Raw genomic sequence first — 20,271 nt, forward strand, 5'->3', positions numbered from 1 at the left:
CCAAAGCTTCGGATCTCGACAATCCCTATGGGCGGTACTTCGGATCTCGACAATCCCTATGGGCGGTACTACGGCACGGCCCGCAAGCGGGAAGATCTGCGCAAATGAACCATAAAAGTCTCTCATCCTGCCGGGTGAGAGGCTTTTCCTTTATAATTTTATTCGCTTTATTCCCTCCGCGTTTGAAAAATTATCCGCTTTGAAAGCGCTGGGGTTTTGTTGTTTCTCCATCCGGGTTATGGTATACTAATCAAGTATTCTCATAAATCACAGAACAAAGGATGTGGATTCCCCATGGACGCACTGGACAAAGCACGCGCGGAGATCGACGCGGTGGACGCGCAGCTGGCGGCGCTGTTTGAGCGCCGGATGGCCGCGGTGCTGGCCGTTGCCGAGTACAAAAAGGCCCACGGCCTGCCCATCTTTGACGCCGCGCGGGAGGCGGTGGTGCTGGACAAAGCCGCCGCCCGCATTCAGGAGCCCGCTCTGCGCCCCTACTACCGGGACCATGTCCAGAACATGATGGACGTTGCCAAGCAGTACGAGGCCGCGGTGCTGGGCCGCAACCGCGCCGCCTATCAGGGCGTGGAGGGGGCCTTTGCCCACATCGCGCTCAAAGCGCTCTTCCCCCATGCCGAGGCCATCAGCTACCCCACCTGGGATGAAGTGTTCGACGCCGTGGAGCGGGGCGACGCCTCCCACGGCGTGGTGCCGTTTGAAAACAGCCACGCGGGCGATGTTTCCGCCGTGCTGGACCTGTGCTACAACCACCCGGACCTCTGGGTGGTGGATGTCTACGACCTGCCCGTCTCCCAGAACCTGCTGGTGCTGCCCGGCACCCAGCTCAACGAGCTGAAGATGGTGTACAGCCACCAGCAGGCCATTGCCCAGAGCGAGACGTTCCTGCGGCAGTTCCACCTGCCCGCCACGGCCATGCCCAACACCGCCATGGCGGCCAAATTTGTGGCTGACGGCGGCGACCGCAGACATGCCGCCATTGCCAGCGTGGAAACAGCGGCCCTGTACGGGCTGGAGGTGCTGGTGCCCAGCATCAACACCGACGGCGACAACACCACCCGCTTCGTCGTGCTGAGCAAAGAGAAGCCCACGGCGGGCAACCGGTTCTCCCTGCTGTTCACCGTGGACAACAAGCCCGGCAAGCTGGCCGAGGTGATCCAGATCATCGGTGCCAGCGGCTACGATATGGAGTCCATCAAGAGCCGCCCGCTGCCCCATGTCCCCTTTGATTATTACTTTTATGTGGAGCTGGTGGGCGACCCCACCGCCGACGAGACCGCCGCGCTGCTGCGCGAGCTGGATCATACCTGCCGCACCGTGCGGCTGTTAGGAGTGTACACAAAATGAGCGAATTTATCGGAACCAAGCTCACCATGAACCTGGGCGAGCGCAGCTATGATATCATTTTAAAGAGCGGCGCGCTGGAAAACCTGTACCAGTTCGCCCGGCTGGACCGCCGGGTGGCCGTCGTCACCGACAGCGGCGTGCCTGCCCAGTACGCCCAGCGGGTGGCCGACCAGTGCAAGGACGCCAAGATCATCACCGTGCCCCAGGGTGAGGCCAGCAAGAGCTTTAAAATTTTGGAGACCGTCCTGCGCCAGATGCTGGAATTCAATATGGGCCGGGGCGACCTGGTCATCGCCGTGGGCGGCGGTGTCGTGGGCGACCTGGCAGGCTTTGCGGCCTCCATCTACATGCGCGGCATTGATTTCATCAACTGCCCCACCACCACCCTCTCCATGATCGATTCCTCCATTGGCGGCAAGACCGCCGTGGACCTGGGCGACACCAAAAACATCGTGGGCGCTTTCTGGCAGCCCAAACTGGTCATCGTGGACCCGGAGACGCTGTCCACCCTGCCCCGCCGCCACTACATCAACGGCCTGGCCGAGGCCGTCAAGGCCAGCCTGTTGGCCGACCCGGAGCTGTTTGCCATCTTTGAAAAAGGCGATGTGGACGCGCGGATCGGCGAGATCATCTACCGCAGCCTCCGCTTCAAAAAGAACATCGTGGAGCAGGACGAACAGGAGCACGGGATGCGCAAAGCCCTCAATTTCGGCCACACCATCGGCCATGGCATTGAGGCCGTCAAGGGCATCAAGGGCCGCCGCACCGTGGGCCTGTTCCACGGCGAGTGCGTGGCACTGGGCATGCTGCCCATGATCGAATCCAAAGCCCTGCAGAAGCGGGTGCGGGCCGTTTACCGCCGCCTGGGCCTCCCGCTGCGCACCACCTACAACAAAGAAAAAGTCCTGGCCGAGATGCTGCACGATAAAAAGGCGCAGGGCGGCCAGATCACCATGATCAAGGTCCCCGGCCTTGGCTGCTGGCGGGCCGAGACCATCCCGGTAGAGGGCCTTCGCCCCCTGCTGGGCATGGAGGAATAAGCCCATGAAAAACACTTACGGCAGCGCGCTGGCGCTGACCATTTTCGGCGAGAGCCACGGTGCCGCCATCGGCGCAGTGCTGGACGGCATGGCGGCAGGCGTCCCCGTGGACGAGGCCCGCGTTGCCGCCTGCATGGACAAGCGCCGGGCCCGGGGCGACGGTCTTTCCACCGCCCGGGTGGAGGCCGATCAGGTCCAGTTTCTTTCGGGCGTGGTCAACGGCCACACCACCGGCACGGCCATTGCCTGATGATCGAGAACCAGAACACCCGCAGCGGCGATTACGCCAAGACCGCCGACCTGCTCCGCCCCGGCCACGCCGATTATACGGCCTACGCCAAATACCACGGCTTTCAGGATGCCCGGGGCGGTGGACACTTCTCCGGCCGCGTCACTGCCGCGCTGGTGGCGGGCGGTGCCATCGTGCTGGACGCCCTGAGCCGGGCGGGCATTGACATTTCCACCCATATTGCCCGGTGCGCGGGCATCTCCGATACGCCTTTCGCGCTGGATGACCCCGCCGCATTGGCCGCTCAGGCAGAAGCACTGGTGGGCAAGCCGGAGGGCTTTGCCCTGCTGGACACCACCGTAGAAGAACCCATGAAAGCCGCCATCCGGGCCGCCGGTGCCGACGGCGACAGCGTGGGCGGCATTTTGGAGACCGCCATCCTCGGCCTGCCGGCAGGCCTGGGCGAACCCTATTTTGACAGCGTGGAGAGCCTGCTGGCCCATGCGGCATTCTCCATCCCGGCCGTCAAGGGCATTGAGTTTGGCACCGGCTTTGGCTTTGCGGACCTGCGCGGCTCCGCCGCTAACGACGCGTTCCGGATGGACGAGGTCGGCCGGGTCGTCACCCGGACCAACCACAACGCGGGCCTCAACGGCGGCATCTCCAACGGGATGCCCGTGGTCTTCCGCACCGTGGTCAAACCCACGCCCAGCATCTACAAACGGCAGGACACGGTCGATTATGTCGCCCGCAAGAATGCAACGCTCTCCATCCAGGGCCGCCATGACCCCTGCATCGTGCCCCGGGCCGCCATCGTGCAGACCTGCACCGCCGCTTTGGTGGTGGGCGACCTGATGACCACCCGATATGGCACGGCATGGATGGAGCGGCCCACCAGTTACCGCAGGGAGGAATCGTAATGGAATATGGACTCATCGGCGGCAGACTTGGACACTCTTACTCCAAGCTCATCCATGAAATGCTCTGCGGCTACCGGTACGACCTGTGCCCCCTGCCCACGGAGGCGGATGCCCGGGCGTTCCTGGAAAAGCGGGCGTTCAAGGCCATCAACGTGACCCTGCCCTATAAGCGGCTGGTCATGGAATACTGCTCTTTCATCGACCCCCGGGCCAAGGCCATCGGGGCCGTGAACACCGTTGTCAATCACAACGGCCTGCTCTACGGCTATAACACCGATTACCTGGGCTTTGCCCACCTGTGCGCGGCCCATGGCGTCGATTTCACGGGCCGCACGGTCCTGATCCTGGGCACCGGCGGCACCCACAACACCACCAGCGCGGTGGCCAAGGACAAAGGCGCGGCCAGGATCCTGACCGTCAGCCGGAAGCCCGACCCCGCCAAGGGTGAGCTCTCCTACGAGGAAGCTGTCCACAGCGGGGCGCAAATCGTCATCAACACCACACCCGCGGGCATGTACCCGAATGTCGGTACCTGCAATCTGGACATTGCCGCTATGCCGGGCCTTGAAGCCGTGCTGGACGTGGTCTATAACCCCGAAAAGACCGAGATCATCCTCCGGGCCGAGGAAGCCGGGGTCCCGGTGGCCGCCAGCGGCCTGGAAATGCTGGTGGCACAGGCCGTGTACGCGGCGGAGTATTTCCTCGACCGCAAGTTTGAGGATGCCCCGGCGGAAATTTCCCGCGTCACGGCGGCCATCCGGCGGGATACGCTCAATGTCGTCCTCATCGGGATGCCCTCCTCCGGCAAATCCACCATCGGGCGGATGCTGGCCGAAAAGCTGGGCAAGCGCTTTATTGATCTCGACGACGAGGTGGTCAAGGCCGACGGCCGCACCATCCCGGAGATCTTTGCCGCCGAGGGCGAGGACAGCTTCCGCCGGAAAGAGACGGAGCAGATCGCCCGGTTTGCCAAAGAGGGGCGGCAGCTGCTCTCCTGCGGGGGCGGCGTCATCAAGCGGCCCGAGAACATCCGGCTGCTGCACCAGAACGGCGTCATCCTCTTTTTGGACCGCCCGCTGGAAGCGCTGACCGTGGGCGGCGGCAGGCCGCTCTCCTCCAGCACCGACGCCCTCCGTGCCATGTACACCGAGCGCAGGCCGCTGTATCTGGCGGCAGCGGACGCCGTTGTGCCCAACCACACTACCGTCACGGACGCGGTGAACGCGGCCATGGAGGCTCTGGATGAAATTTTTGATCATTAACGGCCCGAACCTCAACCTGATGCACTTTACCGAGCCGGGCGTGGCCGGGCAGATCGACTACAACGCCCTGCTGGATTATCTGGAAGTCTGCTGCCAGCAGATGGACATTCAGGTGGAGTTTTTCCAGTCCAACCACGAGGGCGACCTCATCGACGAGATCCAGTCCGCCGCAGGCCGGGCGGACGGCATCGTCATCAACCCGGGCGGCTATGCCCACTACAGCGTGGCCATTCTGGACGCGCTGCGGGTCTGCGGCGTGCCCGCCGTGGAGGTCATGCTCAGCGAGCCGGACAGCCACGAGCCGTTCCGCCAGACGGATGTGGTCTCCTTTGGCTGTCAGGGCCATTTTATCGGGGAGGGCATCAGCGGCTATCTGCACGCCTGCGCCTACCTCGTCCAGCTGCTCCGCATCGACGGCAGCGGGCACACTCACTTGGTGATGTAGCCTCTCAGGCGCTGGCCAGCGAGCGCGAGACGGAGCGGTTTTCAATGATTCCAAAAGAAGGGACGTAAATTCAATGATTATTTCCACCAAAAAAGGCACCCCGAAAGTAGAGCTTGAGAAGATCGTCGATAAATTTGAGAAGCAGGGCCTTGATGTTACCCTCATCACTGGCAAGGACTACAATGTCTTTGGTCTGGTGGGCGACACCACCAAGATCGATGAGCGGGACGTGCTGGCCAACCCCTGGATCGACAATGTCACCCGCGTGTCTGCCCCCTACAAGCGCGCCAACCGCCTGTTCCACCCCGCCGATTCCGTCATCGACTGCGGCGGCGTGAAGATCGGCGGCAAGGAGAAGATCGCCGTCATGGCAGGCCCCTGCAGCATTGAGGGCGAGGAGCAGGCCCTGCGCATCGCCCAGTCCGTCAAGGCCGGCGGTGCCACGCTCTTCCGCGGCGGCGCTTACAAGCCCCGCACCTCTCCCTACTCGTTCCAGGGTCTGGAAACCGAGGGCATCCTCGACATGGTCAAGGCCCGCGAGGCCACCGGAATGCCCATCGTTTCCGAGCTGATGAGCGAGGACCGCATCCCCGAGTTTGAGGAGTATGTGGACGTGGTGCAGATCGGTGCCCGCAACATGCAGAACTTCCAGCTGCTGAAAGCCGTTGGCAAGATGCACAAGCCCGTGCTGCTCAAGCGCGGCCTGTGCAACACCATCGAGGAGTGGATCATGTCCGCTGAGTACATCATGGCCGGCGGCAACGAGAACGTCATCCTCTGCGAGCGCGGCATCCGCACCTTTGAGAAGTACACCCGCAACACGCTGGACCTCTCCGCTGTGCCCATCATCCACGAGAAGACCCACCTGCCTGTCATCGTAGACCCCAGCCACGCCACCGGCAAATCCAACCTGGTGGAGCCCATGATGATCGCGGCCGTGGCCGCCGGTGCCGACGGCCTGGAAGTGGAAGTCCACTACGACCCCGCCCACGCATGGAGTGACGGTGCCCAGTGCCTGACTCCGGACGCCTTTGCGCAGGCCATGGCAAAGTGCCGCCAGGTGGCATGGGCCATTGGCCGGGAGATGTAATTTTTATGATCGTTCAGATTCAGCCCCCCGCCCGCATCGGCGGCACGGTGTCCGCACCTCCCAGCAAGAGCATGGCCCACCGGGCCGTGCTCTGCTCCGCGCTGGCCAAGGGCACCTCTCACATTGAAAATCTCGAGTTCAGCAAGGATATCTCGGCCACGCTGGCCGCTGCCGGGCAGCTCTGCGCCCGGGTGGAATCCGGTCCCGCCGACGTCCTTGTGGAGGGACTGGGGCATTTCCGCCCCGTGTTCGGCCCGGTGGACTGCTGCGAGAGCGGCAGCACCCTGCGGTTCCTCATCCCTCTGGCAAGCCTTACCGGGCAGTCCATCACCTTTGTGGGCCGCGGGCGGCTGATGGAACGGCCTCAATCTGTATACGAAACGTTATATCGAGAGCAGAATCTCCATTTCGAGCAGGCAAACGGGCAGCTGACCGTGGCCGGAAGCCTGCGCAGCGGGGAGTACACGCTGGCGGGCAATGTGTCCAGCCAGTTCATCAGCGGGCTGCTGTTCGCCCTGCCCCTGCTGGCCGGGGACAGCACCCTGCACCTCATCCCGCCGGTGGAGAGCCGCAGCTACATTGAGATGACCCGGGCCGCGCAGGCGGCATTCGGCGTCACCAGCCATTGGCTGGACGACGCCACCCTCTGCATCCCGGGCGGGCAGCAGTACCACCCCCGCGATTACATCGTGGAGGGCGATTACAGCCAGGCAGCGTTCCTCGCCGTGCTGGGGGCTGTCAAGGGCGGCATCACCCTTACCGGGCTGGCCGCCGAGACCCTGCAGGGCGACGCGGCCATTCTGGACATCCTGCGCCGCTGCGGGGCAAAGTTCACGCGGACCGAGGCAGGGCTTGTGTTCGAGCAGGCCCCGCTCCACGGCGTGGACATCGACCTGGCCGACTGCCCCGACCTGGGCCCTGTGCTGATGGTTCTGGGCCTGCTGTGTGAGGGGACGACCGTGATCCGGAACGCCGAGCGGCTCCGCATCAAAGAGAGCGACCGCATTGCGGCCATGGAGGCCGAGCTGCGGGCCTGCGGCGGCGTTCTTTCCAGTGAGGGCGGTACGATCACGGTGCAGGGCTGCAAACCGCGGCTCCATGCCCCGGAGGCCCCCCTCAGCGGCCACAACGACCACCGGGTGGTCATGAGCCTGACGGTGCTGGCGCTGGCGGCGGACATCCCGCTGGCCATTAACGAGGCCGAAGCCGTGCAGAAGAGCTGGCCCCATTTCTTTGACGCCCTCAAACCGCTGGGCGTGGAGGTACACTATGCTGGATAAATCCAAACGCTATCTCATCGTAGGCCTGGGCCTGCTGGGCGGCAAGTACGCCCTGGAGCTCACCCGGGCAGGCTACACCGTGGACGGCATCAACCGCAGCGAGGGGCACTTGCAGTTTGCCCTTGACCACGGCTATATCCGCAGCGGCAAGACCCACGATTTTGAGGACCTGGTGCAAAGCGCTGACCATATCATTTTCGCGCTTTACCCCACCGCCATGATCGAGTGGTTCAAAACTTACGGCTCCCTGCTCAAACCCGGCTGCATCTTCACCGATGTCTCGGGCGTCAAAACCGGGCTGGTGGAGCCCATCCAGGCCCTGTGCCCGGACGGCGTGGAATTCATCGCCAGCCACCCCATGGCGGGCCGGGAGACTTCCAGCGTGGAGCATGCTGCCGAGGTCAATTTTGCCCCGGCCAACTTCATCATTACCCCGACGGAAAAGAACACCCCGGAGGCCGTCCAGTGGGCCAGAGAGCTGGCGGAGGTGCTGGGCTTCAAGCACATCTGCACCCTGACGGTGCAGGAGCACGACAAGATGATCGGCTATGTGAGCCAGCTCTGCCACGCCATCGCCGTCAGCCTGATGTGCGCCAACGACAACACTTCCCTGTGTGAGTACACCGGTGACTCGTTCCGCGACCTGACCCGCATTGCCCGGATCAACGATAAAATGTGGGCGGAGCTCTTCCTCTGGAACAAGGAGAATCTGATCGCGGAGATCGACCAGTTTGACGCCGCGCTGTCCCAGATGCGGAACGCGCTGGTGGCCAGCGACCGGGACAAACTGGAAGAGATGTTCCGCCTTTCCACCCAGCGCCGCGCCGCGTTCGACAAAAAGGCTCCGTAAATCTCTCAGTCACCGCTTCGCGGTGCCAGCCGTTCCCCTTTCGGCACTTGCGTGCCACCTCCTCCGGCCGGAGGGAGATGGCGCTGCAAGCGACAGAGGGAGGATGGCCCTTGGCAGGCCGGGAAAGTTTGCTCAAAACGCATGGGTTTATTCTGTTGTAAAAGAGTGGGCCCTGCTGTGTTCTGTTAGGAGGATCTATGCCTAAGCAGGAAGGACAGAAATCTAAGCTTTTGGCGCTGCTGCGCATCTTTGAGCAGCAGACCGACGAAAACCATCTGCTCAACGTCCCGCAGCTGGTGGAGATGCTGGCCCGGCAGGGCATTTTGTGTGAGCGCAAGAGCGTTTACAGCGACATCGAAGCCCTCAACGCGCTGGGCTACGATATCCAGCTCAAGCGGGGGCGGCACGGCGGCTACTGGATGGCCAGCCGCACCTTTGATCTGGCCGAGCTCAAGCTGCTGGTGGACGCCGTGCAGTCCAGCCGGGTCATCTCCAAATCCACCAGTGACAAGCTCATCAAAAAGCTGGAGGGTCTCACCTCCCATTACGAGGGCAGCCAGCTCCAGCGCCAGGTCTATGTCGATGGCCGCCCCAAGAGCGCCAACAAGGAGCTGCCTTACAGCGTAGATGCCCTGTTCTCGGCCATCAACAAGGGCCGGATGGTACAGTTCCGCTACAAAAAAGTAGGCCGCCCCGAGACGCGCACCATCAGTCCCTGGCAGATGGTCTGGGAAAACGGCTGCTACTACCTCATTGCCTATCAGGATGAGAAATCCCCTGCCGGCATCCGCCACTACCGGGTGGACAAAATGGCAGGCGTTCTGGTGCTGGACGCTCCCCGCCGGGGCAAGGCGCAGTTTGCCGGGTTTGACCTGCCCAGCTACCTCAAAAAGCATTTCAACATGTACGGCGGGCCGGAGCACTCCGTCACCCTGCGCTGCACCGCCGATCTTGAACCCGCCATGCGGGAACGCTTTGGCACCTCGCCCATCCTCATCCCGGAGGGAGAGACGCATTTCCACTTCACCGTGCCCATCTGCGTCAGCGACCAGTTTTACGGCTGGGTCTGCGGCTTTGGCGGCAAGGTGGAGATCACCGCCCCCGCTGCCGTCCGCAGCGGCCTGCAGGAGATGACGAGCCGCATCGCACAGGCACACCAACCTGTTTAACAAAAAGGGACAGCCAATGGCTGTCCCTTTTTGTGTTTATTCGGTTTCAATATAGCTGCTGTAAAATTCAACCGCGAATTTGCAGCAGTCAACTTTGTATCGCCTATTCTTTTGTAAAAAGTCATAACTGCAACTTACAGCAATGACTCAAGAAGTGCGATAACTACACAATAGTCATCTGTATTGGAGGATTTTCGTTCATAAATGGCAGAAGAAATAGTCATATCTTCAAACAGCGCTTTAAACGAGTTTGTTAAACCAAGATAGTGGAGAACCCCCTTGGAATATCCATAAAGAGACTCTCCTTTATGCACCCGCTTTTTCCGATTCACTGCTCCACAAAATCTGAATTTTCCGCTTGTTGGAGGCACAATCACGCAGATACAGATTGATAAGCGTCTGGTAGGGAATGCCTACCTGTTCGGACTGCGCTTTGAAGTAGTCGATGGTGTTGTTATCAATGTTGATGGTGATTTGCCTTTTCAAAATCTTGGCGTAAGGGTTCTTCCGGGCATCAGAAAAATCATATTCTGCACGCATAATCATAAACCTCACTTTCGATAGAATTTACTTTCCGTTTTGGTCGCTCTCCGGGCCGAGATGATCCGGATGACCGTGTCAGAAGCGCGATAGCAATGGCAGACGATGAGCAGATTTGCCTTGTTGCTAAGACCGAGGATGATAAACCTCTCTTCTGCCTCGGAATGATCAGGGTCGTCGATTACCAGGGCTTCATCGTCATAAAATACCGTTTTGGCTTCTTCAAACGATATGTTATGTTTGTTTTGGTTGATATGGTTCTTGTTTTCGTCCCACTCAAATTGTATGCATTCCATAATTATATTATAATTATATAGTTGAAGAAAGTCAAGAAAATAGCCGTTGTATCGCTTCTAAATTTATTTCTCAAACTCCAGGTCGCCGGGCAGAATCAGATCCAGCTCGGCAGCAGGCTCGGCCACAAGGCGGCGGCTCTGGTTGAAGATGGCCTTTTCCAGCGTGTTGCGGGCCAGGCGGCCATTGCCGGCGGTGCGGCTGTCCAGCGCCTGACGGCGCTTGTAGTAGCCCAGCAGCGGGAACGTGCAGCTCTCGGCCAGACGGTAGCCCTTGCCTTTGGCCAGCACCGTGGTGATGTCCAACAGCTCGTCGGCGGTGTAATCCGGGAACTCGATCTTGTTTGGAAAGCGGCTGGCAAGGCCGCTGTTAGCGGTGAGAAATGTCTCCATCTCCTTGGTGTAACCCGCCAGAATAACCACCAGCTCGTCCCGGTGGTCCTCCATCCCCTTGACAAGTGTGTCGATGGCCTCCAGGCCAAAGCTGTCCTGCTCGCCCCGGTAGAGGCTGTAGGCCTCGTCAATGAAGAGGACCCCGCCCAGTGCGCTCTCGATGACGCTGTTGGTCAGGGGGGCGGTGTGGCCGGTGTAGCGGCCCACAAGGTCGCCGCGGCTCACCTCAATGAGCTGCCCGCCCTTGAGGGCCCCGATGGCCTTGAGATACCGGGCCACCAGCCGGGCAATGGTGGTCTTGCCCGTGCCGGGGTTGCCCGTGAAGATCATGTGCATGGAGAGGCTGGCGGTCTTAAAACCAGCCGCCGCCCGGCGCTGCTGCACCTGAATGTTATCCGCCAGACCGAAGACATATTCCTTGACGGGGGCAAGGCCCACCAGCTCGTCCAGCTCCCGTTTGATCTCGTCCACGGCGCCTGTATAGGCGGCAGGCAGCAGGTCAAAGAGCCGGGCGGGTGCTGCATTCCCCTGCTGAAAGTCGATGCCGTCCGGCCGGGCGGTGAGAGTCACGGTGCCCGTCAGCTTTTTGTCGGTCTGCAGGCAGTACTCGCTCAGGGCCCGGAAAATTTTATCGCAGCAGGCAGCAAGCCCTGCCGCCCCCTGTTCGGGCGTGCACCGGGCCGCGACATGATCCCGGACATCAGCCCCGGCAGAGAGGGTCAGGCCCAGCCGGGTCTGCACTTTCCGGGCCAGCGCGTTGAGCTGCTGGGCGGCCAATGCCGCCAGATCCTCCCGTGCAAAGGGGGTGGTGGTGCAGACATCTCCCAGCGCCGAGACGAATGCCGCGCCAAAATGATCGGCCATTGCCTCCCGGCCCTTGTTGGAAAAGAAGATCAGGTACTTGCCGCGCGGGTCGATGCGGCTCACCGCGCCCGGTGCCAGCGCCGTGCCGGCATCCACCAGGATTCCCTCTTTGTTGACAAGATAGCGGCTGCTGAGGGGCGCGCTGCCTTTGACGGCCAGGTCGGAGATCGTCTTGAGGAAGCCTGGGTAGCAGCTTTCGTAGTGCTCAAAGACCACGATCTCACCGGGGGCGTACAGGGCCGCGTACAGATCCTGCAAAAAGAGTTTTTCCGCCCCGGAGTTGGGGTAGAGGGCCAGATCCAGCGAGGCGATCTTATCGCTCCGGAGCAGGCCCCTGGCCGCCATGCAGCGGGCCGTTTCCGTCAGGGCAAAGTGCCGCCCGGTGCCCGGGCCGCCGCACAGCAGCACCACATTGCGGGCCGCCGGGGGTTCCGTGCCCAGCACAAAGGGGCGGCGCATGGCCCGCGCCACGCCCTCCACAAAGGCGTCCTGCCCGAGGACCGTCTTTTTTACCTCATCGGCCAGCCCCTCAAAGCTGCCAGATGCTCTGGCTTCGCGTCTGCCGTGCCCTTGGCCAGCAGGCCGTCTTCTTCCATATCCCGCAGCATTTTGCGGCTGTCTTCCAGCGCCGACTTTGTGGCGGCGTCCTGCCCTTTCAGGGCCGCATTCTGCTGTTTGAGCATTTCATCCAGCTTTTTCTGCTGGGCCAGCAGGGCTGCGTTCCAATCCGGCAGCGGGCTGTCCTGCGTTTTTTCAGGTTTCTCCGGTTTGGGCTGGGCCGCCTGCGGCGTGCTCTGCGAGAATTTGAGCTTGCCGCCCGGGCCAAACACGCCGTTCATCAAGCTTTCCCAATCGTCGGTATATGCCATAGCTGCCTCCGTGTGTGTTTTTTCTCAGTATAGTGTACTTCCTGTTGTTTTGCAAGGAAAGGCTTGAAAATCAGAAAAAAGACAGGTACACTATTCTCAAAAGACATGCCAAAAAGGGGAATGAACACCCATGAACACCCGAACACCTGCGGATTGGAAAGCGCTGTTTGAGAGTGACGCTTTTGCGCAGCAGAACACCTATACCGGCCCTCTGGGGGTGGAATACACCCCGGCCGGCACCCGCCTGCGGCTGTGGGCACCCACGGCCCGGCAGGTGTATGTCAACCTCTACCGCCGGGGCGACGGCGGGGTCTGCATCGGCTCCCTCCCGCTGGAAAAGCGGGGGCAGGGGCTCTGGTCGGTCTACCTCCCCGGCGACCAGCACGGCCGCTACTACACCTATACCCTCCACGCCGGGGGCACCAGCTGGGAAGCCGCCGACCCCTACGCCAGAGCGGCGGGCGTGAACGGTAAGCGGAGCATGATCGCCGATTTTGCCCGAATCGACCCACCGGGCTGGCTGCATGACCACCGCCCGAATATCCCCGTCTCCCACCGCTCGGTGTGGGAGGTCAACGTCCGGGATTTCTCCCAGGACCCGGCCAGCGGCGTCCGCCCGGCCTGGCGGGGCAAATATCTGGCCTTTGCCCAGCAGGGCACCACCCTGCACTCCGACGGCATCCACCCCACCTGCCTGAATTATCTCAAGCGGCTGGGCGTCTCTTACGTCCAGCTCATGCCCATCTTTGATTTTGGCAGCGTGGACGAGAGTCGTTCTTTGACCCGACAGTACAACTGGGGCTACGACCCCGCCCACTTCAACATCCCGGAGGGCAGCTACTCCACCGACCCCACCCGGGGCGAGGTGCGCGTCCGGGAGTGCAAGCAGATGATCGCCGCCCTCCACGCGGCGGGCATTGGCGTCATTATGGACGTGGTGTACAACCACATGTATGGCAACGATAACGTCCTGAACCGGGCCGTGCCCTATTATTATTTCCGCCAGAACGAGGACGGCAGCTTTTCCAATGGCAGCGGCTGCGGCAACGAGTTTGCCAGCGAGCGTCCCATGGCCCGGCGGTATCTCATCGACTCTGTCCTCTACTGGGCCCGGGAGTACCACATCGACGGCTTCCGGTTCGACCTGATGGGCCTGTACGACGTGGAGACCATGAACCTGCTCCGGGCCGAACTGGATCAACTCCCCGGTGGCCGGAACATCCTGATGTATGGCGAGCCCTGGCAGGGCGGCGTCAGCGCCCTCCACCGGTACGAAGCCAACAAAAACAATCTGGCCATGCTGAACGAGCGGATCGGCATCTTCTGCGATAACACCCGGGACGCCATCAAGGGCGGCTGTTTTGACGCCCGGGAGCCGGGCTATGTGGAGGGCAAGGAAAGCGCCCTGTGGGATATCGGCGCGGCGGTCGCGGCCTGGTGCCGCAGCAGCGTCCTGCCGCCCCACAGCCCCGGACAGATCGTGAGCTATGTCTCCGCCCACGACAACTTCACCCTCTGGGACAAATTGCTTTTCGTCCGGTACAAGCGCCCGGAGTACGGGGCCATGGACTCGGTCGCGCTGGCCCAGAACCGGCTGGCGGCTGGCATTTACCTCACCTGCATGGGCCTGCCGTTCTGGCAGGCGGGGGAAGAGTTTGCCCGCTCCAAAAAGGGGCAGGGCAACAGCTACCGCTCCTCCCCCGCCCTCAACCGGCTGGACTGGCAGCGGGCCCGGCAGTTCCATGAGCTGGTGGATTATTACCGGGGCCTCATCGGGCTGCGGCGGTATTTCCCCCGGCTGAGCGCGCTGGACACCGCCAGCCCGGCGGCCATCCAGTTTTTCTCGCTGGAGCAGCCGCTGGTGGGCTGGCAGCTGCCTGCAAACTGCGGGGATGGCGCGCTCTGGCAGGCGCTGTGTGTCTTCTATAACCCCACCGGGCAGGAGAAGACCGTCCCCCTGCCGGAGGGCAGCTTGAAGCTGCTCAGTGACGGTATTTCGTCGAGTTTGTGGAGAGGCGAAAGCCAGGTCAGAAGCGGGCAGACCGTGCTGCTGCCCTACAGCGCGACCATCTTTGGAAAAACATAAAGAAAGAGCCGGAGCTTTCCGCGGGGAAAGTTCCGGCTCTCTTTGATGTTTGCGTTAGCCCTGCGGCTGCTCCTGGGCAGATTCAGCGTTTTGCTGTTCCTGCTGCTGGGCGGCGGCAGCGGTGGTAGAATTATTCTTTTCTCCTAACGTCAGGCTGACCGTCTGCATCTGGCCACCTCGGGCCACGGTGATGGAGAGGGTGTCGCCTGCGGAGTGCTGCTGGATGATGGTGCCCAGATCGGTCTTCTGGGCCACCTCGGTGCCGTCGATGCTGACGATGCGGTCACCGACTTTCAGGCCGGCTTTGTCGGCGGGGCCGCCCTTGACCACATCGGCCACATAGATGCCGTAGGCATTGACGCCCAGCTGCTGGGCCGTCTGTGCATCGGTGACAGCCAGATAGGTGATGCCCATGTAGGGACGGCCGGTAACGTAGCCGTTCTCCAGCAGATCCTGTGCCACTTTCATGGCATCATTGATGGGGATCGCAAAGCCCAGGCCCTCGGCATCGGAGTCAGAGGACTTGGCGTTGACCACGCCCACCAGCTCGCCGTTCATGTTGAACAGGCCGCCGCCGGAGTTGCCGGGGCTGACAGAAGCGTCCATCTGGACCAGGGACATGGTGTTCACAGAACCGGAGCTCTGGATGCTGACACTGCGGTTCAGCGCGCTGACGATGCCGCTGGTAACGGTGCCGCCCAGCTCACCCAGGGGGTTGCCCACAGCCAGCACATTGTCGCCCACGGTCAGGGTATCGCTGTCACCCACGACAGCCGGGGTCAGGCCGTTGGCGTCGATCTTCAGCACAGCCACATCGCTGGTGGAATCCTCGCCCACCACGGTGGCGGTATAGTCGTCATCGCCGATGGTCACGGTGATGTTGGACGCGCCCGAGACCACATGGTCACAGGTGAGGATGTAGCCGTCCGAGCTGATGATGACGCCGCTGCCGGCACCGCTCTCCACCTGGCTCTGACCGTACCAGGACCACTGGGAGTAGACCACCTGCTCGGTGGTGATGACCACCACGCTGGGGCTGACCATCTTGGCCACCTGCGCCGTGGTCATGCCGCTGGACACCGTGGTGCCATCCGCGGCGGCATCGACGGAATCCGAAGCCGCGCTGCTGTCCGAACGTTCCACCTGCTGGATGACGACCTTGTGGCCGCCATTGCCGAACTGCGCGCCTGCAAAGCCGCCCACAAAGCCCATGGCAGCCGCCAGCACCAGCGCCACCGCACTCTTGGCCAGCTTGCTGTGGTCTTTCTTCTGCTTTTGGGGCTGCCCCGGGGCCGCGGCGTTCTGTTCCGGGCCTGCCGGGGGCGGGGTGACGCCGCCGTTGCCGGAATCCTGCCGGGGAGCAGTGTACTCCGGGTTGGTGGTATCCGCCTCGCCATAAGTAGCGGCGGTGTTTGCGGTGTTCATGCCGCTGGAACCCACATTGGGGTAGCCAGTCTCACCGGCAGTGTTCTGTGAATTATTTGCAGAGGAATAATCGTATTCCCATTTGTTCTCATTTTCCATTGCGATACATCCTTTCTCAAAGGGACTCGTTCCGGGGGTGTTCTGCCATCTCCTTTGAACTGTCCCTATTGTAACCACCAATTGTGAAAATCAATCGCTCACGCCGTGAAGAATGTGTGAAATAAGGTCGTACTGTTTTGCTTGACAAATACTCCCATTTCACGGTAAATTGAAGAGTAGTCTTATCAGCTCTTTTGTTTGCATCCTTGCCCTCTCAGGCGCTGACGCGCCAGCTCTCCCAAAGGGAGAGCCCTTGGCAAAAAGGGAAACTGCTATGAAAATCATTTCAATCGATTCGGGCTTTGCCCTCTACAAAGAAAAAGACGAGATTGGGCGCTGCGCCCTTACCCCCACCCCAAAAGGGGGAACCTTTGGCGCGTTCTGCATCCTGCCCCAGTGGCGGCGGAAAGGCTACGGCTCCTATCTCTTAAAAGAAGCCCTGCGGGCCCTCGGCGGCTACGACCGGGAACAGGCCACCGTCTTTACCGCTCCCCTGCCCACAGACCCGGGCGAGGCGGCATTCTGGGCCAAATTTGATTTCCAGCCCGAGGGCACACAGCTGGTCCGCCGCCGCGCCCCGGACCTGACCGCCGTCCGGTTCGTGCAGGATTTCCTCGCCGCCCGGCTCACGGCCCCGCGGCTGTGCATCGACGCCACCTGCGGCAACGGCGGGGATACGGCGTTCCTGTGCGGGCTCTCGGCTGCCTCCGGCGGGCGGGTGCTGGGCTTTGACATCCAGCCCGAGGCCATTGCCTCCACCCGAGCCCATCTGGCGCAAAAAGGCTTTACGGCAGAGCTTCACCGCGACAGCCACGCAAACCTGCTGCAATACGTTACACCCGGCACGGCCGATGCGTCATGTTCAACTTTGGCTGGCTCCCCGGGGCCGACCACGCGGTATTCTCCACGGCAGGCAGCAGCATCCCCGCGCTGGAAGCGGCCCTCACGGCCCTGCGCCCCGGCGGGGTGCTCAGTGCGATCCTCTACAGCGGGCGGGTCATCGGCTCGGACGAAAAGCGGCACATCCTGCAGTGGGCGCGCGCCCTGCCCCTGACGAAATGTACCGTATTGGTGTGCGATTTTGCCAACTGGGCCGATACCGCCCCGCTGCCCTGCCTGCTGCTGAAAAAATAGCAAAAACTCTTGCATCCATGTGCATTTTCTGTTAGAATAAACGTTGTGTGTAATTTTTGAGGAGACCTCCCATGTAAATGAGAACCCATCATCTGAAAATCCATCCCGCTCTGTCCCAGAGCTTTCAATGCAGGAGAATCAAAACGTTATGACAAATCGTGAAGAAATCGAGCGCCGCCGGACGTTTGCGATCATCAGCCACCCCGACGCCGGCAAAACGACGCTGACCGAAAAGCTGCTGCTGTACGGCGGAGCCATCAATCAGGCAGGCTCTGTCAAGGGCAAGCAGAGCGCCAAGCACGCCGTGTCCGACTGGATGGACATTGAGAAGCAGCGTGGTATTTCCGTCACCTCCTCGGTGCTGCAGTTCAACTACGCGGGCAAGTGCGTCAATATTCTGGATACCCCGGGCCATCAGGACTTCTCGGAGGATACCTACCGCACCCTGATGGCAGCGGACTCGGCGGTCATGGTCATCGACGCCGCCAAGGGCGTTGAGGCCCAGACCATCAAGCTGTTCAAGGTCTGCACCCTGCGCCACATCCCCATTTTTACGTTCGTCAACAAGATGGACCGCGAAGCCCGCGACCCCTTTGAGCTGATGGAGAACATTGAGGAGATCCTGGGCATCAAGACCTACCCCATGAACTGGCCCATCGGCTGCGGCAAAGAGTTCAAGGGCGTGTTCGACCGCAACACCCGCAAGGTTCTGGCATTCTCCAGCGACGGCCGTGCCAACGGCGTCAAAAAGGTCGAGGAGACCGAGGCCGAGCTGGGCGATCCCGCACTGGACGAGCTGCTGACTCCCTACCTGCACCAGCAGCTGGTGGACGAGATCGAGCTGCTGGACGGCGCTGCCGAGGAATTTGACCTCGACAAGGTGCTGAAAGGCGAGCTGAGCCCCGTCTTCTTCGGTTCGGCGCTGACCAACTTTGGCGTGGAGCCGTTCCTGGAGAATTTCCTGCGGCTGACCCCCACCCCGCTGGCCCGCGTGGACAGCCTGACCAATGAGCCCGTGGACCCCTGCCGCGATGAGTTCTCCGCCTTTATCTTCAAGATCCAGGCCAACATGAACAAAGCCCACCGGGACCGCATCGCGTTCATGCGCATCTGCTCGGGCAAGTTTGAGCGCGGCATGGAAGCTTACCACGTCCAGGAGGGCAAGAACATCAAACTGGCCACCGGCACCCAGCTGATGGCACAGGACCGCGCCATTGTGGACGAGGCCTACGCAGGCGATATCATCGGCCTGTTTGACCCGGGCATCTTCTCCATTGGCGATACCCTCTGCACCGGCAAAAAGAAAGTGCAGTTTGCGGGCATCCCCACGTTCTCGCCGGAGCACTTTGCCCGCATTGAGCAGAAAGACACCATGAAGCGCAAGCAGTTCGTGAAAGGCATGGAGCAGATCGCCCAGGAGGGTGCCATCCAGATCTTCCGCGAAGTGGGCGGCGGCATGGAAGAAGTGGTGGTCGGCGTGGTCGGCGTGCTGCAGCTGGAAGTGCTGGAGTACCGCCTGAACACCGAGTACAACGTGGAGATCCGGATGCAGCAGCTCCCGTTCGAGCAGCTGCGCTGGGTCCAGAACGACCCGGACACCTACAACCTGCGTGACCTCGACCTGACCAGCGACACCAAGGCTGTGGAGGACATGAAAGGCAACCGCCTGCTCCTGTTCACCTCCGATTGGGCCATCCGCTGGGCAGAAACCCATAACGAGGAATTAAAGCTGAGCGAATTTGGCAATATTTAAATCATCAGGTTCAGAAGACTGCGGTACAACACCTGTGCCGCAGTCTTTTTGAATAAATTTCAGAAATCCAACAAAATACACCAGTGCATATTGAGCCTCCCAACACGGGGAGGGACACTGGCGCGAGGGAATTACTATGGAAAAACGCAATATTGGTAAAAGCGGCCTGTCCGCCCCGTTCCTGGGGATGGGCACCTGGGCCATTGGCGGCGGCAGCTGGTGGGGCGACAACGACGACGCTCTTTCCGTAAAAGCCATTCTCACGGCCGTGGAGCAGGGCATCACCTGGGTGGACACGGCCCCCATTTACGGCCTGTACCACAGCGAGGAAGTGGTGGGCGAAGCCCTGAAGCACCTCGACCGGGACAAGATCATCCTCTCCACCAAATGCGGGCTGGAGTGGCGGCACGAGTCGCCGGTCCTCCACAAAGTGGTGGACGGGGTGCAGGTTTACCGCGACCTGTCCGAGAAAAGCATCATCGAGGATGTGGAGGAGAGCCTGAAGCGCCTGGGCACCGACCACATTGACGTGCTGTACACCCACTGGCAGAGCCGGATTTCAGCATCTTCCCGCTGGAAGAGACCGTCTCCGCCCTGATGAAGCTGAAAGCCCAGGGCAAGATCCGGGCCATTGGCGCTTCCAACATGACCGCTGACCTGATCCGGGGCTACTGCCAGTACGGCGAGCTGGATGTCATTCAGGAAAAGTACAGCCTGCTGACCCGCCGGGTGGAAAAACAGCTGCTGCCCACCTGCAAGGAGCTGGGCGTCTCCATCCAGGCCTACTCCCCGCTGGAGCAGGGCCTGCTGACCGGCAAGGTCACCATGGACACCACCTACCCCGAGGGCAGCACCCGCAACTCCAACCCCTGCTTCCAGCCTGCCCGCCGGGCCCAGGCCCTCAAGCTGCTGGCCGGCTGGCAGGACCTGTGCGAGAAGTATCACTGCACCCCGGCCCAGCTGGTCATCGCCCTGACGGCCCGGATGATCCCCGGCCTGCACGTTCTCTGCGGTGCACGCACCCCGGAGCAGGTGCTGGACAACGCCAACGCCCTCACCCTCCAGCTGGATGGTGCCGATGCCGTCCGCATGAAGTGGGATGTGGACGCGATCTCCTAACATTTTCTACAGCAAAAAGTGGATGCCGCATCACACGCGGCATCCA

Annotated in this window: 17 protein-coding genes and 2 pseudogenes; 14 read left to right on the top strand and 5 right to left on the bottom strand. The window is 61.5% G+C overall.

The features are described from left to right. Positions 1–294 precede the first annotated feature (294 nt). The 9 genes and pseudogenes from DXA70_RS11340 (at position 295) to DXA70_RS11380 (ending at position 9,650) form a co-directional block, all read left to right on the top strand. Positions 295–1,365 carry a prephenate dehydratase domain-containing protein gene (locus tag DXA70_RS11340; protein WP_128118529.1) on the top strand — a complete coding sequence of 357 codons (1,071 nt, stop codon included), beginning with the start codon at positions 295–297 and terminating at the stop codon, positions 1,363–1,365. Next, positions 1,362–2,405: a 3-dehydroquinate synthase gene (aroB, locus tag DXA70_RS11345; protein WP_128118530.1), complete on the top strand. Its 1,044-nt coding sequence runs from the start codon at positions 1,362–1,364 to the stop codon at positions 2,403–2,405. The genes DXA70_RS11340 and aroB overlap by 4 nt, the downstream gene beginning before the upstream one ends. A gap of 4 nt (positions 2,406–2,409) precedes the next feature. After that, positions 2,410–3,554: pseudogene (gene aroC / locus DXA70_RS11350) on the top strand (chorismate synthase). Next, positions 3,554–4,816, top strand: coding sequence for a shikimate kinase (locus DXA70_RS11355; protein WP_128118531.1), 1,263 nt, complete (start codon positions 3,554–3,556; stop codon positions 4,814–4,816). Before aroC ends, DXA70_RS11355 begins: the two are co-directional and overlap by 1 nt. After that, complete coding sequence (locus tag DXA70_RS11360; RefSeq protein ID WP_022257842.1) at positions 4,797–5,261, top strand: type II 3-dehydroquinate dehydratase; 465 nt, start codon at positions 4,797–4,799, stop codon at positions 5,259–5,261. The genes DXA70_RS11355 and DXA70_RS11360 overlap by 20 nt, the downstream gene beginning before the upstream one ends. Positions 5,262–5,334: 73 nt before the next feature. Then, positions 5,335–6,351 (top strand): 3-deoxy-7-phosphoheptulonate synthase, encoded by a 1,017-nt coding sequence (gene aroF, locus DXA70_RS11365; RefSeq protein WP_112115698.1) that lies wholly within the window; start codon positions 5,335–5,337, stop codon positions 6,349–6,351. Positions 6,352–6,356: 5 nt separating this feature from the next. Next, positions 6,357–7,631 (top strand): 3-phosphoshikimate 1-carboxyvinyltransferase, encoded by a 1,275-nt coding sequence (gene aroA / locus DXA70_RS11370; protein WP_128118532.1) that lies wholly within the window; start codon positions 6,357–6,359, stop codon positions 7,629–7,631. Next, complete coding sequence (locus DXA70_RS11375) at positions 7,621–8,481, top strand: prephenate dehydrogenase (RefSeq protein ID WP_022257845.1); 861 nt, start codon at positions 7,621–7,623, stop codon at positions 8,479–8,481. The genes aroA and DXA70_RS11375 overlap by 11 nt, the downstream gene beginning before the upstream one ends. A gap of 197 nt (positions 8,482–8,678) precedes the next feature. Next, a complete protein-coding gene (locus DXA70_RS11380; RefSeq protein ID WP_022257846.1) occupies positions 8,679–9,650 on the top strand; it encodes a WYL domain-containing transcriptional regulator in 972 nt (323 codons plus the stop codon). Between the two features lie 306 nt (positions 9,651–9,956). Here the strand turns inward: DXA70_RS11380 and DXA70_RS11385 are convergent, their stop codons facing one another. The 4 genes from DXA70_RS11385 to DXA70_RS14740 all read right to left on the bottom strand — a co-directional run bounded on the left by DXA70_RS11385 (position 9,957) and on the right by DXA70_RS14740 (position 12,609). Further along, positions 9,957–10,190: a BrnA antitoxin family protein gene (locus tag DXA70_RS11385; RefSeq protein WP_112115695.1), complete on the bottom strand. Its 234-nt coding sequence runs from the start codon at positions 10,188–10,190 to the stop codon at positions 9,957–9,959. 11 nt (positions 10,191–10,201) lie between these two features. Then, a complete protein-coding gene (locus DXA70_RS11390; protein WP_128118533.1) occupies positions 10,202–10,486 on the bottom strand; it encodes a BrnT family toxin in 285 nt (94 codons plus the stop codon). Between the two features lie 63 nt (positions 10,487–10,549). After that, positions 10,550–12,220: an AAA family ATPase gene (locus DXA70_RS11395; RefSeq protein ID WP_243001356.1), complete on the bottom strand. Its 1,671-nt coding sequence runs from the start codon at positions 12,218–12,220 to the stop codon at positions 10,550–10,552. Positions 12,221–12,249: 29 nt separating this feature from the next. Beyond that, the gene (locus DXA70_RS14740) at positions 12,250–12,609 is read right to left on the bottom strand and encodes a hypothetical protein (RefSeq protein WP_243001357.1); all 360 of its coding nucleotides are present in this window, start codon (positions 12,607–12,609) and stop codon (positions 12,250–12,252) included. Positions 12,610–12,739: 130 nt separating this feature from the next. Between DXA70_RS14740 and pulA the strand changes: the two genes are divergently transcribed. After that, the gene (gene pulA, locus DXA70_RS11400) at positions 12,740–14,695 is read left to right on the top strand and encodes a type I pullulanase (RefSeq protein ID WP_128118534.1); all 1,956 of its coding nucleotides are present in this window, start codon (positions 12,740–12,742) and stop codon (positions 14,693–14,695) included. A 54-nt stretch (positions 14,696–14,749) separates the two neighbouring features. Here the strand turns inward: pulA and DXA70_RS11405 are convergent, their stop codons facing one another. Then, complete coding sequence (locus DXA70_RS11405) at positions 14,750–16,219, bottom strand: trypsin-like peptidase domain-containing protein (protein WP_128118535.1); 1,470 nt, start codon at positions 16,217–16,219, stop codon at positions 14,750–14,752. A 274-nt stretch (positions 16,220–16,493) separates the two neighbouring features. Here DXA70_RS11405 and DXA70_RS11410 point away from each other — a divergent pair. The 4 genes and pseudogenes from DXA70_RS11410 (at position 16,494) to DXA70_RS15555 (ending at position 20,225) form a co-directional block, all read left to right on the top strand. Further along, positions 16,494–17,353: pseudogene (locus DXA70_RS11410) on the top strand (GNAT family N-acetyltransferase). A 148-nt stretch (positions 17,354–17,501) separates the two neighbouring features. Next, entirely contained in the window at positions 17,502–19,106 is a 1,605-nt protein-coding gene (locus DXA70_RS11415) for a peptide chain release factor 3 (RefSeq protein ID WP_112148861.1), read from the top strand. Positions 19,107–19,242: 136 nt separating this feature from the next. Further along, positions 19,243–19,704, top strand: a complete 462-nt coding sequence (locus DXA70_RS15550; protein WP_347553558.1) for an aldo/keto reductase — start codon at positions 19,243–19,245, stop codon at positions 19,702–19,704. After that, positions 19,704–20,225, top strand: a complete 522-nt coding sequence (locus DXA70_RS15555) for an aldo/keto reductase (RefSeq protein WP_347553559.1) — start codon at positions 19,704–19,706, stop codon at positions 20,223–20,225. Before DXA70_RS15550 ends, DXA70_RS15555 begins: the two co-directional genes overlap by 1 nt. Positions 20,226–20,271: the final 46 nt, after the last annotated feature.

The sequence above is a fragment of the Faecalibacterium sp. OF04-11AC genome (assembly GCF_003460645.1).
Taxonomy (GTDB): domain Bacteria; phylum Bacillota; class Clostridia; order Oscillospirales; family Ruminococcaceae; genus Faecalibacterium; species Faecalibacterium prausnitzii_I.

Excerpts from the sequence above, each read along its gene's own strand:
- DXA70_RS11340 (WP_128118529.1), top strand. The coding sequence starts at position 295 with ATGGACGCACTGGACAAAGCACGCGCGGAGATCGACGCGGTGGACGCG.
- DXA70_RS11405 (WP_128118535.1), bottom strand. The coding sequence starts at position 16,219 with ATGGAAAATGAGAACAAATGGGAATACGATTATTCCTCTGCAAATAAT.
- DXA70_RS11355 (WP_128118531.1), top strand. The coding sequence starts at position 3,554 with ATGGAATATGGACTCATCGGCGGCAGACTTGGACACTCTTACTCCAAG.
- DXA70_RS11380 (WP_022257846.1), top strand. The coding sequence starts at position 8,679 with ATGCCTAAGCAGGAAGGACAGAAATCTAAGCTTTTGGCGCTGCTGCGC.
- aroB (WP_128118530.1), top strand. The coding sequence starts at position 1,362 with ATGAGCGAATTTATCGGAACCAAGCTCACCATGAACCTGGGCGAGCGC.
- aroA (WP_128118532.1), top strand. The coding sequence starts at position 6,357 with ATGATCGTTCAGATTCAGCCCCCCGCCCGCATCGGCGGCACGGTGTCC.
- aroF (WP_112115698.1), top strand. The coding sequence starts at position 5,335 with ATGATTATTTCCACCAAAAAAGGCACCCCGAAAGTAGAGCTTGAGAAG.
- DXA70_RS11375 (WP_022257845.1), top strand. The coding sequence starts at position 7,621 with ATGCTGGATAAATCCAAACGCTATCTCATCGTAGGCCTGGGCCTGCTG.
- DXA70_RS15555 (WP_347553559.1), top strand. The coding sequence starts at position 19,704 with ATGAAGCTGAAAGCCCAGGGCAAGATCCGGGCCATTGGCGCTTCCAAC.
- pulA (WP_128118534.1), top strand. The coding sequence starts at position 12,740 with ATGAACACCCGAACACCTGCGGATTGGAAAGCGCTGTTTGAGAGTGAC.
- DXA70_RS11390 (WP_128118533.1), bottom strand. The coding sequence starts at position 10,486 with ATGGAATGCATACAATTTGAGTGGGACGAAAACAAGAACCATATCAAC.
- DXA70_RS14740 (WP_243001357.1), bottom strand. The coding sequence starts at position 12,609 with ATGGCATATACCGACGATTGGGAAAGCTTGATGAACGGCGTGTTTGGC.
- DXA70_RS15550 (WP_347553558.1), top strand. The coding sequence starts at position 19,243 with ATGGAAAAACGCAATATTGGTAAAAGCGGCCTGTCCGCCCCGTTCCTG.
- DXA70_RS11415 (WP_112148861.1), top strand. The coding sequence starts at position 17,502 with ATGACAAATCGTGAAGAAATCGAGCGCCGCCGGACGTTTGCGATCATC.
- DXA70_RS11385 (WP_112115695.1), bottom strand. The coding sequence starts at position 10,190 with ATGCGTGCAGAATATGATTTTTCTGATGCCCGGAAGAACCCTTACGCC.
- DXA70_RS11360 (WP_022257842.1), top strand. The coding sequence starts at position 4,797 with ATGAAATTTTTGATCATTAACGGCCCGAACCTCAACCTGATGCACTTT.